This is a genomic window from Roseomonas acroporae (genome assembly GCF_023223525.1).
In the GTDB taxonomy this organism is placed as follows: domain Bacteria; phylum Pseudomonadota; class Alphaproteobacteria; order Acetobacterales; family Acetobacteraceae; genus Roseomonas_E; species Roseomonas_E acroporae.
The window spans coordinates 14,594-28,756 of the sequence record NZ_JALPRX010000007.1 but is presented as its reverse complement, the minus strand read 5'-3'; the positions used below and the strand labels follow the sequence as shown (position 1 = coordinate 28,756).

Annotated in this window: 13 protein-coding genes; 5 read left to right on the top strand and 8 right to left on the bottom strand. The window is 74.2% G+C overall.

What is annotated here, in order from left to right; translation table 11 throughout:
• Nucleotides 1-7 precede the first annotated feature (7 nt).
• On the bottom strand, nucleotides 8-1,564 hold the full coding sequence (locus tag M0638_RS02045; protein WP_248665287.1) for an ABC transporter substrate-binding protein: 1,557 nt from the start codon (nucleotides 1,562-1,564) through the stop codon (nucleotides 8-10).
• 473 nt (nucleotides 1,565-2,037) lie between these two features.
• Between M0638_RS02045 and M0638_RS02040 the strand changes: the two genes are divergently transcribed.
• Nucleotides 2,038-2,871: a transglutaminase-like domain-containing protein gene (locus M0638_RS02040; protein ID WP_248665286.1), complete on the top strand. Its 834-nt coding sequence runs from the start codon at nucleotides 2,038-2,040 to the stop codon at nucleotides 2,869-2,871.
• Nucleotides 2,872-2,899: 28 nt separating this feature from the next.
• On the opposite strand, the gene M0638_RS02035 is transcribed toward M0638_RS02040, so the two are convergent.
• The 7 genes from M0638_RS02035 to M0638_RS02010 form a co-directional block, all read right to left on the bottom strand.
• Entirely contained in the window at nucleotides 2,900-3,337 is a 438-nt protein-coding gene (locus tag M0638_RS02035; protein WP_248665285.1) for an ArsC/Spx/MgsR family protein, read from the bottom strand.
• Nucleotides 3,338-3,480: 143 nt separating this feature from the next.
• Nucleotides 3,481-3,606, bottom strand: a complete 126-nt coding sequence (locus M0638_RS28700) for a hypothetical protein (RefSeq protein WP_282571787.1) — start codon at nucleotides 3,604-3,606, stop codon at nucleotides 3,481-3,483.
• A 37-nt stretch (nucleotides 3,607-3,643) separates the two neighbouring features.
• Nucleotides 3,644-3,979 carry a DUF1488 family protein gene (locus M0638_RS02030; protein ID WP_248665284.1) on the bottom strand — a complete coding sequence of 112 codons (336 nt, stop codon included), beginning with the start codon at nucleotides 3,977-3,979 and terminating at the stop codon, nucleotides 3,644-3,646.
• 120 nt (nucleotides 3,980-4,099) lie between these two features.
• Nucleotides 4,100-5,452, bottom strand: a complete 1,353-nt coding sequence (locus M0638_RS02025) for an ABC transporter substrate-binding protein (protein ID WP_248665283.1) — start codon at nucleotides 5,450-5,452, stop codon at nucleotides 4,100-4,102.
• Nucleotides 5,453-5,607: 155 nt separating this feature from the next.
• Nucleotides 5,608-6,819 (bottom strand): ABC transporter substrate-binding protein, encoded by a 1,212-nt coding sequence (locus tag M0638_RS02020; protein WP_248665282.1) that lies wholly within the window; start codon nucleotides 6,817-6,819, stop codon nucleotides 5,608-5,610.
• Nucleotides 6,820-7,061: 242 nt separating this feature from the next.
• The gene (locus M0638_RS02015; RefSeq protein WP_248665281.1) at nucleotides 7,062-8,498 is read right to left on the bottom strand and encodes a glutamine synthetase family protein; all 1,437 of its coding nucleotides are present in this window, start codon (nucleotides 8,496-8,498) and stop codon (nucleotides 7,062-7,064) included.
• Between the two features lie 3 nt (nucleotides 8,499-8,501).
• Complete coding sequence (locus M0638_RS02010; protein ID WP_248665280.1) at nucleotides 8,502-9,863, bottom strand: aromatic ring-hydroxylating dioxygenase subunit alpha; 1,362 nt, start codon at nucleotides 9,861-9,863, stop codon at nucleotides 8,502-8,504.
• 236 nt (nucleotides 9,864-10,099) lie between these two features.
• Between M0638_RS02010 and M0638_RS02005 the strand changes: the two genes are divergently transcribed.
• The 4 genes from M0638_RS02005 to M0638_RS01985 all read left to right on the top strand — a co-directional run bounded on the left by M0638_RS02005 (nucleotide 10,100) and on the right by M0638_RS01985 (nucleotide 13,876).
• Nucleotides 10,100-10,423 carry a 2Fe-2S iron-sulfur cluster-binding protein gene (locus tag M0638_RS02005; protein WP_248665279.1) on the top strand — a complete coding sequence of 108 codons (324 nt, stop codon included), beginning with the start codon at nucleotides 10,100-10,102 and terminating at the stop codon, nucleotides 10,421-10,423.
• Between the two features lie 59 nt (nucleotides 10,424-10,482).
• A complete protein-coding gene (locus tag M0638_RS02000) occupies nucleotides 10,483-11,799 on the top strand; it encodes an NAD(P)/FAD-dependent oxidoreductase (RefSeq protein ID WP_248665278.1) in 1,317 nt (438 codons plus the stop codon).
• A gap of 6 nt (nucleotides 11,800-11,805) precedes the next feature.
• Nucleotides 11,806-13,005 carry an IclR family transcriptional regulator domain-containing protein gene (locus M0638_RS28695; protein WP_282571786.1) on the top strand — a complete coding sequence of 400 codons (1,200 nt, stop codon included), beginning with the start codon at nucleotides 11,806-11,808 and terminating at the stop codon, nucleotides 13,003-13,005.
• A 175-nt stretch (nucleotides 13,006-13,180) separates the two neighbouring features.
• Nucleotides 13,181-13,876: a hypothetical protein gene (locus M0638_RS01985; RefSeq protein WP_248665276.1), complete on the top strand. Its 696-nt coding sequence runs from the start codon at nucleotides 13,181-13,183 to the stop codon at nucleotides 13,874-13,876.
• Nucleotides 13,877-14,163 lie beyond the last annotated feature (287 nt).

Sequence of the window (14,163 nt, the reverse complement as noted above, 5' to 3'; positions counted from 1 at the left end):
GAGCGGCCTACTTCTTCTCGACCTGCCAGAAGATCGGGATGGCGGAGGGAATCAGCCCCGTCAGGTTGGCGCGGTAGGCAGCGGGTTGCGCGAACTGCCCGAAGGGCACGCCCATCGCCTGCGCCGTCACCACCGCCTGGATGCGGTCGGCGACGGCGCGCTGCGCCTCGCGCGTCGGCGCGCGGGCGAATTCCGCGAAGAGCGGCGGCAGGCGCTGGTCGCAGCCGAAGCCGGCGCCGGGCGAATCCTGGCAGGTGAAGTTGATCACCGAATTGGTCAGCGGCGACTGCAGGTCGAGCCCGAGCGCGTGCACCGCGTAGAGGTTCCACCCCGACCGGCTCGCCCGCCGCTGCAGCAGCGTCCCCCAGTCCACCGCCTGGAGATCGACGTTGAACCCCGCGCGCTTCAGCCGGTCGGCGATGATGGTGGCGGCGACGCGCGGCGCCTCCAGGTCCTGCGCCGCCATCACCACCACCGGCTCGCCGCGGTAGCCCGTCGCCCGCAGCGCCGCGCGCGCTGCCTCGATCGCGTGGTCGGTCGGCGCCGCCGGGTTGGGCGTCGCGAAGGGGGAGCCGCAGATGAAGAAGGAATCGCACGGCTCGGAGAAGCGGCGGTCCAGCCCCAGCCCGTCCAGCACCTCCTGCTGGTCCACCACCATCTGCGCGACGCGGCGGATGGCCGGGTCGTCGAACGGCTTCTGCACGAAGTTGAAGCGGTAGTGGCCGATGAACATGTGCGGCCCGGTGAAGCCCAGCACGCGCAGGTTCCGGTCCCGCTGCTGCGCCGGGATCAGGTCGAAGGGCGCGTACTGCATGTAGTCCACCTCGCCCCGCTGGAGCGCGGCGGCGGCGGTGGCGCCGTCCGGCACCACGCGGATCTCCAGCGCGTCCACCTTCACCACCTTGGCGCCGGCGAGGAAGTCGGTGGGCTCGGAGCGCGGCACGTAGGCGGCGTTGCGGCGCAGCAGCATGCGGTCGCCGGTGCGGTGGTCGGCGCGGCTGTAGACGAACGGCCCCGAGCCCACGATCTCCGGCACCGCCTGCATCGCCGGCGTGCGCGCCAGCCGCTCGGGCATGATGAAGGGTGTCGGGCTGGAGGTGGTGCCCAGCGTGTCGATCACCAGCCCGTAGGGCTCGCGCAGAGTCAGCACGAAGGTCTTCGCGTCCGCCGCCTCCAGCGAGGCCGTCACCGCCATCAGCCGCCCGCCCAGCGCGCTGCGCTGCGACCAGCGGCGCAGCGAGGCCACCACGTCCGCCGCCGTCACCGGCGCGCCGTCGTGGAAGCGCAGCCCCTCGCGCAGCGTGAAGCGCCAGGTCAGCCGGTCGTCGGAGACCGCCCAGCTTCCCACCATCTGCGGCTGGAAGTCGCCGCGGCTGTCCGGGGCGAACAGCGTGTCGAACACCATGTAGCCGAAGGTGCGCGTGATGTAGGCAGGGCTGAAATACGGGTCGAGTGTGACGATCTCGGCCTCCAGCACCGCGCGCAGCACCGTCTCGGCGCGGGCCGCCCCCGGCGGCGGCGCCAGGGCGAGGCAAAGCAGGGCTATTCTCAGCCAGCGCGGCATCGTGCGGTCCTTCGTCGGTGGCGCCGGGCGGTTCGGCGCCCGGCCCGGCGGCGGCGCCGGTGCAAGGCGGATGCCATGCAGGCGCCGGCCGCCTCGCCGGAATCGACCGCGCGGTCACGATGGCCGTCGCGCCACGATGCGCGGCGGCTTCCCCGGGATCCCTTCCGCGATTCGGCCGTTCCGCTTTCGTGATACACGTGCCGCAACCGCGGCGCCTTCCGGCATGCTACGGTGCCGGCACGCTGCGGTGAACGTGGCCGCACACGGCGCCTCACCCCATCCCTGGCCTCCCACCGGCACGGCTCATCACGCCGGCGAGCCATCTCGGCCGCCATCGTGCCACGTGTGGCGCGACCATCCCGCGCCGTTCCGCCCGCCGGCCCGGCGGGATCAGGACTGGGCCGCTTTCCTCCCAACCGACTCGTTCCGGCCGCCCTCCAAGGGGTCGCGCCGCACCGGAGAGACTACCATCCATGCTGATCCGCGCCGGCTACCAGATCGTTTACGACTGCCCGCAACCGACGCCGATGCTGCTGATGGTCAGCCTCCATCCCTCCCGCGTGCCGGACCTCGTCGAGCAGGGCGGGACCCGCTTCGATCCGCCGCTGGCCGCCCCGTTGGGCGCCCCGTTGGGCGCCACGGAGTACACCGACGGCTTCGGCAACGTCTGCACCCGTCTCCTCGCCCCGGCCGGCCGCCTGACGATCTCGACGACGCTGCTGATCCGTGACGGCGGCCTGCCGGACCCGGTCAGCCCGGCCGCGACGGAGACGCCGGTTCCCGAGCTGCCGGACGAGGTGCTGGTCTTCCTGCTGGGCAGCCGCTACTGCGATACCGACCGCCTGTCCGACCTGGCCTGGACGCTGTTCGGCAACACGCCGCCGGGATGGGAACGCGTGCAGGCGGTCTGCGACTACGCGCACGACCGCATCGGGTTCGACTACCAGAGGGCCGACGCCACGCGCTCGGCCCGGGAGGCCCATGACGGCCGGCAGGGCGTCTGCCGCGACTACGCGCACCTCGCCGTCGCGCTGTGCCGGTGCCTAAACATCCCGGCGCGCTACTGCACCGGCTACCTGGGCGACATGGGCACGCCGCAGCCCTGGGGCGTGCCCGACTTCGCGGCATGGTTCGAGGCCTATCTCGGCGGCGCGTGGCACACCTTCGATGCACGCAACAACCAGCCCCGCATCGGCCGCATCCTGATGGCACGCGGCCGCGACGCCACGGACGTCGCGATCGCCACCACCTTCGGCCCCTGCACGCTGGCCGGGTTCAGCGTCGTCACCGACGAGGTCGCGGCCTGATGCGGCCGGCAGGCGCCCCGTCCGGCCGTCATCCCGGCGCCTCACCGTCCACCCGCCGGCCCTTCGCGTCGATCACCGGGCTGCCATCCTCCTTCCGGAAAGCCCCGACCTGCGGCTCCGGCAGGAGGCTGAGGACCACCTCGGCCGGCCGGCACAGGCGCACGCCGAGCGGTGTGTCCACGATGGGACCGTAGATCAGGGACGGATCGTACAGGATCAGGTCGAGCAGCTGCCCGTCGGTCCAGGTGGGATCGTCGAGACCGAGCCGCTCGTAGTCGGCGGCGCGGCCGTCCAGCAGGTCATGGACCGGCAGGTCCATGCGCCGGATCAGCTCGGCCACGACCCGGCGCTCCGGCGGCGCCTGCCGCCAGTCGACCACCACCGGCTCCGCGCCGGAATTGCGGATCAGGGCGCACACGTCGCGCGTCGTGCTGTCGGATGAGGCGGCGTAGATCCGGATCGTCATCGGTGGCCTCCCGTCGCGGCATCGCCGGCCGCCCGGACCGCCACCCCCCGCTGCCGTCGATCCATGGTCCACGCACACGGGACACCCCGGGCGGGCCGCCCCATCATGCATCCATGCGGGTACGGGAAAGCGGGATGCCCCGTTCAGTCCCTTTCCGCCTTGGTCTTGATGACGGGCTTGCCGGCGGCCAACGTCACCTGGGCCGGCGCGGGCTTCGCCTTCTTGGGCTTCTTCGGCTCGCGGCCGCTGCGCTTCTGACCTTTTGCCATCTTTCCAGCTCCGCCTTCGGATCGGGGCGCGCCTGCGTCACGGCACGGACCGGGAGGCGGTCCGGGGCGCCGCGCGCGGCAGACCCGCGGGCGGCCCCTCGATGTCCTCTGCCCAGATGTGCACGCGCCCGACATTGCTCTTCGAACGTGCCCGGTACTTGGCCAGTGCCAGCGCCTCGATCCGCGGCCGGTACTTCGCGAAGCAGTCGATCAGCTCGGCCGGGCGGAAGCGGCGATGCTCGCTGAGGTCCTGCAACGCGCCGCGCGAGATCGCGCAGGCGATCCGGTCGTCCCCGCAGGCGATCTCGAACAGCATGCGGTTGCCGTCCCAGGAAGCCCGGACCGGGGCGGAAACGACGGATTCGTCCTGCATGGAAGGTGCCTTTTCGTGCGCAAGCGCGGCATCGTCGGTGAAACGACCAGGCACGTCTCCCGGATATCGGTGCTCCGCCGGCCCGGCGCAAGTGCGGCGCCGGGATTCACCGGCTGCGACTCAACGCACCAGCGGGCAGCCCCCCTGGTCCAGCGGGCGGAACGCCTGCTCCGCCGGGATCGTGTCGACCCGCGCGTAGAGGTCCCACGGCCCCTGGCTCTCCTCGGGCTTCTTCACCCGGAACACGTGCATCGCGTGCACCGCGCGCCCGTCGGGGCGGATCGTCACCTCGCCGAACAGCGGGTCGCGGATCGGCGCGGCGCGCATCTGCGTCACCACCCGCTCGCCCTCCACCGTGCCCGCGTCGCGCACCGCGCGCAGATAGGCGAGCGTCGCGGAATAGACGCCCGCATGGTTCATCGTCGGCATGCGCCCGTTCATGCGCTGCGACCAGCGCCGGCTCCAGGCGCGGGTGTCGTCGTTCAGGTCCCAGTAGAAGGGCTCGGCCAGGGTCAGCCCCTGCGCCGTGCGCAGCCCGAGCGCGTGGATGTCGGAGAGCATGATGAACAGCGCGCCGAGCTGCCGCTGCCCGCCGCGCAGCAGCCCGAACTCGCCCGCCTGCTTGATCGCGTTGATCACGTCGGTGCCGGTGTTGGCCAGCGCCACCACCCGCGCGCCGGAGGATTGCGCGCGCACCAGCAGCGAGGAGAAGTCGCCGGTGTTGAGCGGCGCCCGCGCCGAGCCCAGCACCCGCCCGCCGGCGCGCTGCACCGCCTCCGTGGCGTCGCGCTCCAGCGCGTGGCCGAGCGCGTAGTCCACGGTGATGAAGTACCAGGAGCTGCCGCCCTGCGCCGTCAGCGCGCGGGCCAGTGCGTTGCCCTGCGCCCAGGTGTCGGTCACCCACTGCACCGTGGTCGGCGCGCAGGCGCGCCCGGTCAGGTCCGAGGTGGCGGTGGAGGAGGCGAGCGCCACCCGGTGCCGCTCGCGCATGATGTCGGCGACGGCGAGGCCCACGCCCGAATTCGGCAGGTCCACCACCGCGCTGACGTTCTCGGTGTCCACCCAGCGCCGCGCGATGGTGCTGCCCACGTCCGGCTTGTTCTGGTGGTCGGCCGAGACGAGCTCGACCTGCATCCCGCGCGCCTCGGCCGCGAAGTCCTCCACCGCCAGGCGCGCCGCCATCACCGAGCCCGCCCCCACCTGGTCCGAGAACGGCCCGCTCATGTCGGTCAGCACGCCCACGCGCACCGGCCCCTGCAACTGGGCCGCGGCCGGCCCCTGCGGCTGCGCCGTGGCCGGCCCTTGTGACTGCGCCCTGGCCGGCGACGCGGCGAGCAGCCCCGCGGCAAGGGCCGCCCCCAGCCCCGCGGCGAAGGCCGTGCCCAGCGTCACCCGGCGCGTGGCCCGGAACGCCGCACCCGGGGCGCCTCGACGGGGAGCGGGACGTGCGGCGGGGGGGACGGGTACCGGCATGGACGCTTCTCCTCGCGCCGGCACCGCGCGGATGCCGGCCTTTCGTTGTGGCACCGGAGACTACAGGCCTTTCCACCGGTGCCGGAAGCGGGCGCCGGAAGCGGGCGTCGGAAGCGGCCGGCCCGCGCCGCCTCCCCCGCGGGGCCGCCCTTCCCTCAGCGCACCGCCTGCACCAGCGGGCACCCGCCCTCCGCCAGCGGCCGGAAGGCCTGCTCCGCCGGGATCGTCTCCACCCGCTCGTACAGATCCCACGGCCCTCGGCTCTCCTCCGGCTTCTTCACCCGGAACACGTGCATCGCGTGCACCGCCCGCCCGTCCGGCCGGATGGTCACGGTGCCGAACAGCGGGTCGTCGATCGGCGCGGCGCGCATCCGCGCCACCACCGCTTCCCCCTCCACCGTGCCCGCGTCGCGCACCGCCCGCAGATAGGCGAGCGTCGCCGAGTACACGCCCGCCTGGTCCATGGTCGGCATCCGCCCGCCCATGCGCTCGCTCCAGCGCCGGCTCCAGGCGCGCGTGCGCTCGTCGAGGTCCCAGTAGAAGGGCGAGGCCAGCAGCATCCCCTGCGTCGTCCGCAGCCCGAGCGTGTGCACGTCGGTGATCAGCATGAACAGCGCCGCGAGCTGCTGCCGCCCGCCCCGCGTCAGCCCGAATTCGCCCGCCTGCTTGATCGTGTTGATGAGGTCGGTGCCCGTCATCGCCAGCGCCACCACCTTGGCGCGCGAGGACTGCGCCCGCAGCAGGTGCGCCCCGAAATCCGTGCTGCCGAGCGGGAACCGGACCGAGCCCGCCACCGTGCCGCCCGACTGGCGCACCATCGCCCCCGTGTCGCGCTCCAGCGTGTGCCCCAGCGCGTAGTCCACCGTCAGGAAGAACCAGGAATCGTCGCCCTGCCGCACCAGCCCGCGCGCGATGGCGTTGCCCTGGCTCCAGGTGTCGTTCACCCACTGCACCGTGGTCGGCGCGCAGGCCGGCCCGGTCAGGTCCGAGCTCATCGTCGAGGAGTTCAGCGAGACCCGGTTGCGCTCGCGCATGATGTTGCTGACCGCGAGCCCCACCCCGGAATTCGGCAGGTCCACGATCGCCGAGACGCCCTCCTGGTCCACCCAGCGGCGCGCGATGGCGCTGCCCACGTCGGGCTTGTTCTGGTGGTCGGCCGCGACGATCTCGACCTGCACCCCGCGCGCCTCGGCCGCGAAATCCTCCGCCGCCAGCCGCGCCGCCATCACCGAGCCGGCACCCACCTGGTCGGAATAGGGGCCGCTCATGTCGGTCAGCACGCCCACGCGCACCGGCCCCTGCACCTCGGCATGCGCCGCCGTGAGCCCGAGCGCCAGCAGCGCCGCGGCAACCAGAACCGTCTTCATCCGCCATCCCTTGCAGTGCGATGGCCGTGTTGTCCCTGGCGCTTCTTCGGGGAAGGCGCCGCCTTCCCCGGACCTCATCCGCCCCTCGGGGAAGGCTCCGCCTTCCCCAGACCCCATCCGCCAGGAACCTCAGGTTCCTGGACCTCCGCCGGCGTTCGCGCCTCGCGCGTTGCAACGGCGAGGCACGAATCGAAACGGGGGGTTCCAGGGGGGCTTCGCCCCCTGGCGCTTCCTTCCTGCCGTCAGAACAGGTCGAAGTACTCCCGCTGCTCCCACTCGGAGACTTCCAGGTTGAACCGCGCGATCTCCGCCCGCTTGATGCGCAGGAAGTAGTCCACGAACCCGTCGCCGAACCCCTCGCGGAAGCAGCGCGATCCCTCCAGCGCCGACAGCGCCTCCTCCAGCGTCGCCGGCAGCTTCGCCGCCTCGTGCTCGTAGGGCGTGTCCGCCGAGGGCCCCGGCTCCATCGCCGCCGCCAGCCCCGCCATGCCGCACACCACCTGCGAGGCGAGATACAGGTACGGGTTCGCCGCCGGCTCCCCCACCCGGTTCTCGATCCGCGTCGCCGGGTCGCCCGGGCCGCTGCCCAGCACGCGCAGCATCACGCCGCGGTTGTCGCAGCCCCACACGGCGCGGTCCGGCGCCAGCGAGTGCGGCCGGAACCGCTTGTAGCCGTTGATCGTCGGCGTGGTGAACGCCGCCGCCGCCCGCGCCTCGGCCAGCAGCCCCGCCAGCCAGTGCCGCCCGGGCGCCGAGAGCGGCTGCCCCGCCGCCTGCGGCACGAACAGGTTCCCGCCCGTCTCCGGGTCGCACAGCGACTGGTGCAGGTGCCAGCCGCTCGACATCACGTTGGGCAGGCGCGGCCGGCACATGAAGGAGGCGAGGTAGCCGTGCCGCCGGCAGATCTGCCGCACCGCGCTGCGGAACAGCACCATGTCGTCCGCCGGCTGCATCCCGGTGCCGACGCCGAACACGAACTCCACCTGGCTCGGCCCGAACTCCACCTCCTGGGAGCGCAGCGGCAGGCCCAGCGCCAGCAGGTCGCGGCGCAGGATCTCCAGGATCGGCTCCAGCCCGTCGAAGCGCGTCTCGGTCAGGTAGTTGTAGCCCTGGTTCAGCAGCCCCACCTCGGGCGGCGTCCCCGGCTGCCCGGCATCCTCGGGCGCAAGCTTCGGGTCCAGCAGCCGCAGCAGGTGGAACTCCACCTCCAGCCCCGTCGCCAGCGCGTGGCCCCGCGCGCCGAGCCGCGCGAGCACGTCGCGGCACAGGCCGCGCGTGGCGTAGGGCACCGGGCGGCCATCCGGCAGGTAGGCGTCGCACAGCATCCAGCCGGTGCGCGGCGCCCAGGGCAGCACGCGGAAGGTGGCGGGGTCCGGCACCAGCAGGAAGTCGGCGGCGCCGCGGAATTCCGGCAGCAGGCTGCCGTCGCGCGCGAAGACCGGCACCGCCGTCCGGTGCGCCGTGTCCTTCAGCAGCAGCGTGGAGGTGAGGGAGAGGCCGGAACGGAAGGCGCCGGCGGCCTCGCTCCCCATCAGCACCTTGCCGCGCAGCACGCCGTGCTGGTCGGGGAAGGAGAAGCGCACCGCCTCCAGCCCGTCCGCCTCGATGTGGCGCGCCACCTCGGCCGCCTGCCGGCGCTGCGCCTCGCTGAGCAGCCCGTGCCGTTCGACGAAGCCCATGCCCTACTCGGCCGCCCCGAGGATGGGCGCCCCCGTGGACGCCCCCGTGGACGCCCAGGGCGCGCCCTCCCGGCGCCTGCGGTCCACCGCCCGCCAGTACTGCTCCCACCCCTCGGTCGGCCCGATCCCGTCCATCGTGGCGGGGCCCCGCACCTCGGCGGCGGCGGCCGCGTCCAGCACCAGCAGCGGCGCCTCGCCGCGCGCATTCGCCTCGATCGCCGCCACCAGCAGCTTGCGGTAGGCGATGATGCCCTTGTCCGACTGCCCGAGATGCTCGCGCGTGCGGTCCTGCACCGCCCCCTGGCTCTCCACCGCCCACTGGTCGTGGACGTTGATGTCCTCGCCCATGCCCGTATAGGTGCGGTGCTTCTGCTCGTAGGGATTGAAGCCGTAATCGTTGAACCGCCCGACCTTCGGCCGGTAGTCGGGCAGGCTGTACAGCGCCAGGCGCTGCTCGCGCATCCGGTCCTTGTCCACCGGCGCGCGGAAGCTGGTGAAGATCGCGTACCAGTAGCAGGAGGTGTCGTCGATCGGCACGTGCCACTGCGTGATCGTCATCTCCTGCGAGAGCGGGATGACGAAGGCGTGCGGGAAGAGCTGGTTGGTCACCCGCACATGCGTGTGCAGGTCGCTGAGCCGGCGCAGCGCGAACAGGCGCAGCCCGCTCTCCGTCCGTTCCACCTCGATCCGCGGGCGCGGGAATTCGCGCAGCACCCGCGTCATCGGCATGTCGCTGTCGGCCGAGGTGGCGCGGAACTGCTTGCCGTAGCTCTCGCTCTCCTCGCCATCGTCCTCGAAGCGGTGCAGGAAGCTCGCATGCGCCGGGTCGATGCCCACCTCCAGCGCCTGCAGCCAGTTGCAGTCGATCAGCCCCTTGAAGGCGAAGACGTGGCTGTCCGGCGCCGCGAAGCAGTCCAGCGCCGGAAAGGCCGGCGGCTCGCCTTCACCGAGATACGCCCAGACGATGCCGCTGCGCTCCACCACCGGATAGGCGCGCTGCCGGATCCGCGTGCACAGCCTGCTGCCCTCGGGCTCGGCCGGCGTCTCCAGGCACCGGCCATCCGCGTCGAACAGCCAGCCATGGAAGGGGCAGCGCAGCCCGCCATCCTCCAGCCGGCCGAAGGCGAGGTCGGCGCCGCGATGCGGGCAGTCCCGGTCGATCAGCCCGAGGCGCCCCGCCTCGTCGCGGAACAGCACGAGGTCCTGCCCGAGCAGCCGCACCGCCCGCACCGGCCGGTCCCCCGCCTGCGCCGGCGACAGCTCGTCGGCCAGCGCGGCGGGCTGCCAGTAGCGGCGCATCAGCGCCCCGCAGGGCGTTCCCGCCCCGATGCGGGTGATCAGCTCGTTCTGCTCGGCGCTCATCATGGCGGCACCCTCCAGCCGTTCTTCGGGCCGCTTCCGCCGGGGGCCGCCCCGGGAAAGCTCGCCTCTGGCACATCCCGCGCGGCGCCGAGAGAATGTTCGACTACCGCACAACTGTTCGTTCAGCTCGCACAACTTGCCATGCAAGATTGAGGCCGCGCAACGCCGGCGATAGGATCGCCCGCCGCCGCGACGCGACCCGGCGCGGCCGGCCACGCAATGCGAAAGAAGGGATGCCCATGCCGACCATCACCTACGTGCAGCCGGACGGAACCAGACGCGAGGTGGAGGCCCCGGTCGGCAGCACCGTGATGCTGGCGGCGGTGCGCAACAACGTGCGCGGCATCGACGCCGAGTGCGGCGGCGCCCTCGCCTGCGCCACCTGCCACGTCTACGTCGATCCCGCCTGGATGGACCGCATCCCGCCGGCCGGCGAGGACGAGGCGGACATGCTGGAGGGCGTCGCCGGCGAGCGCCGCGAGACCAGCCGCCTCTCCTGCCAGATCAACGTCGACGCCGCGCTCGACGGCCTCGTCGTCGAGATCCCGGCCGAGCAGGGCTGAACCCGCCGCCAGCCGGGCCCGCCGGACGGGCCCGTCAGCCAGGGAGGAACCGGAACAGCATGGCCAGCGGTGAAACGGAGCGCCCGAGGACCACTCCCGATGGGCCCGCTCCCGACGGGCTCGTGGACAGCGGGCTGGTCGTGGTCGGCGCCTCGCACGCGGGGGTGCAGCTCGCCGCCGCGGCGCGCGAATACGGCTACCCCGGCCCGATCACCCTGATCGGCGACGAGCCCGACGCGCCCTACCAGCGCCCGCCGCTCTCCAAGGGCTTCCTCGCCGGCAAGACGTCGGAGCCCGACCTCGCGCTCCGCTCCGACGCCTTCTTCGCCGAGACCGGCATCACGCTCCGCCCCGGCACCCGCGCCGCCGCCATCGACCGCGCCGCCCGCCGGCTCCACCTCGCCGACGGCACCTTCCTCCCCTACGGCCACCTCGCCCTGACGACCGGCGCCCGCGCCCGCCCGCTGCCCGCGAGCTTCGGCGAGCCCCCCGGGGGCGTGCTCGTGCTGCGCGACCTCGCCGATGCGCGCCGCCTGCGCGAAGCCGCCGCCACGGCGCGCGACGTGGTCGTGCTCGGCGGCGGCTTCATCGGCCTGGAGGTCGCCGCCGCGCTGGCCTCCCCGGCCCCCGACTCTCCCGAACGCCGCGTCACCCTCGCCGAGGGCCGCCCCCGGCTGCTCGCCCGCTCCGCCTCGCCCGAGCTGGCCGAGCACGTCGCCGCCCGCCACCGCGCGGCCGGCGTGGCCCTCCATCTCGGCACCGCCGTCGATGCCATCGAGCAGCGCGACGGCCGCCTCGCGGCCGTCCGCCTCACCGACGGCACGCGCCTGCCCGCCGACCTGCTCGTGGTCGGCATCGGCGTCATCCCCAACACGGAGCTGGCCGAGGCCGCCGGCCTCGCCTGCCTCGACGGCATCGTGGTGGACCGGCACGCCCGCACCGAGGACCCGCACATCCTCGCCGCCGGCGACTGCACCGCCCACCCCTCCGAATTCGCCGGCGCCACCATCCGCCTGGAGAGCATCCAGAACGCCCAGGACCAGGCCCGCACCGCCGCCGCCACCATCGTCGGCCGCGCCCAGCCGCACATCGCCCTGCCCTGGTTCTGGTCCGACCAGCTCGGCATGAAGCTCCAGATGGCCGGGCTGCTGGACGGCACCGACCGCACCGTGCGGCGGGAGAAGCCGGGCGGCGACGGGAGCGACGCGAAATTCTCCCTCTGGCACTTCGCCGGCGAGCGCCTCCGCGCCGTCGAGACCGTCAACCTGCCCGCCGAGCACATGCTCTCCCGCCGTCTCCTCGCCCTCGCCGACGGCCCCACCCCCGCCCAGGCCGCCGATCCCGGCTTCGACCTGCGCCGGCTGCTCAAGGGCTGAGCGTCGATGGCCCGCCTGCGCGCCATCGACGCCGCCGCCCGCGCCGCGCGCGGCGGCGCCGGCGGGCCGCCCGCCGGGGGTCCCGTCGCCGGTGGTCCCCGCGCCCGCCCTCCGGCCCCCGGCGGGCCCGCCCCCGGCGCGCCGCCCCCCCCCCCCTTCCCCCCCCCCCCCCGCCGCGCCCCCCCCGCCGCCGCCCGCGCCGCGCGCGTCGTCGCCGGCGGTCCGACCGCCGGTGCTCCCGTCGCCGGTGATCCCGTCGCCGGCAATCCGGCCCCCGGCGGTCCCGCCCCCGGCGCGGCCCACGCCGCGCCGGCCGTCGGCCGCGCCGCCGGTGCCCGCACGCCGGCGGTCCGTGTCGATGCCGACCCACCGGCGGGCCAGGCCGGTGCCGGCGCGCCGCCCGCCCCCGCCGGTGCCGGATCGTCCGCCGACCCGCCCGGCGAGGCCGGCCCCGCCGCCCGCGACTACTCCGAGGCGCTGTCCCGCGGCCTCGCCGCCATCCTCGCCTTCGACGGCGAGCACCGCGCCATGACCCTCGCCGAGCTGGCCCGCCGCATCGACCTGCCCCGCGCCACCGCCCGCCGCGCGCTGCTCACGCTCCGGCACCTCGGCTTCGTCGCCGCCGAAGGGCGGCAATTCCGCCTCACCCCGCGCGTGCTGCGCCTCGCCGCCGCCTATCTCGACAGCTCCGCCGCCACCGCCCTGCTGCAACCCGCCTGCGAGTCGCTCTCGGCCGAGCTCGGGGAAACCTGCTCCGTCGCCGTGCTGGAGGGCGAGGAGGCGGTGATGATCGCCTACGCCTCCCCCCGCCGCCTCTACGTCGAGGGCGCCGGTCCCGGGCTGCGCCTGCCCGCGCACTGCTCCGCCGTCGGCCGCGTCCTGCTCGCCGCCCTGCCGGACGCGGAGCGCGACGCCTGCCTGCGCCGCCTGCGCCCCCGCCCGGCGACTCCGCACACCCTCACCGACAAGGCCGCGCTGCGCCGGCTGCTCGACACGGTGCGCGCGGAGGGCCACGCCCTGGTGGACCAGGAGGCCGAGATGGGCTTCCGCTCCCTTGCCGTGCCGCTCGCCCGCCGCGACGGCCGCGTCGTCGCCGCCCTCAACACCGGCCTGCGCGTCGAGCGCGCCTCGGCCGAGGCGTTGCGCGAACGCTGCCTGCCGCCGCTGCGCGACGCGGCGGCGCGGCTGCGCGAGCACCTGCTCTGACACGACCGCCCCTGACGCGGCCGGCCGGCCGCACCCTGACGTGGCCGGCCGGCCGCGCCGCGAATTCCGCGCGGCCGCCGCCTTTGTCAGCATTCCGTAGCCCCGGCCCGTCATGCTTGCGCCGAGGCGACGCCATGCCATCCTGCCGGCGTTGCGAAGCAGCAAGGACCCTGGGATGCGCCTTACACGCCGGTTCCTCGGCATCACGCTGGCCCTGAGCCTCCTGGGAGGCGGCGCCCGGGCCCAGGACACCGACCCGGCCGATCTCGCCTTCTGGCAGTCGATCCAGAACAGCGCCAACCCCGCCGAGTACGCCGCCTACCTGCACGCCTTCCCGCAGGGCCGCTTCGCGGCGCTGGCCCGCATCCGCGCCGGCCAGGCCGACGGCGCGGCGGCCGCCGCGCCCCCCGCCGCCGTGCCTCCCGCCGCCGTGCCCACGGGCGCGCCCGGCACCCTGCCCGGCAAGCCGGCCGCGCTCGGCGCCCCCGCGGCGCCGGCCGCGCCCCAGCCCCAGCTCCAGCCCGCCGCGGCACCGCCCGGCGGGCCCGTGGTCGGCCAGGGCGAGCGCATCGTGGTCACGCCCGCCACCGTGCGCGTGGGCCAGCGCGTGACGCTGCGCTTCGAGAATTTCCCGCAGGCCAACGGCGACTTCATCATCGTGGTGCCGGCCGGCACGCCGGATCTGGACCCGACCGACTACGGCGCGAACCGCCCGCTGGCGCGCGAGGTGTTCTACGGCGCGCAGCGCGACACCGAGGTCGGCCCCTTCGCCCCCGGCGCCTACGAGGCACGCTACATGACCACGCTCTACAACAACGACCGCCGCTTCGAGGTGAGCGCCCGCGCCACCTTCACCGTCGGCGTCCGCTAGAGCGGATCGCCGGAGGGCGGCTACGCCCGGAGGCGTGAATCCGCGCCGAGAACAACGAGCGACAGCGAATCGCAGTCCCAACCGGACTGCGGTTCGCTGTAGAGCACCTCCAAGCTGGATGTACTCACCCGGCGACGCGGAAAATGCGAGAAACCAAAAGGCCGGCGGGCGGACACGTCCGGCGGCGCGAATCCGCGCCGAACGCAACGAGCCGCAGCGAACCGCAGTCCCGGCCGGACCGCGGTTCGCCGCAGAGGAACGGGACGCCAGCGGGCATGGGCGACGGA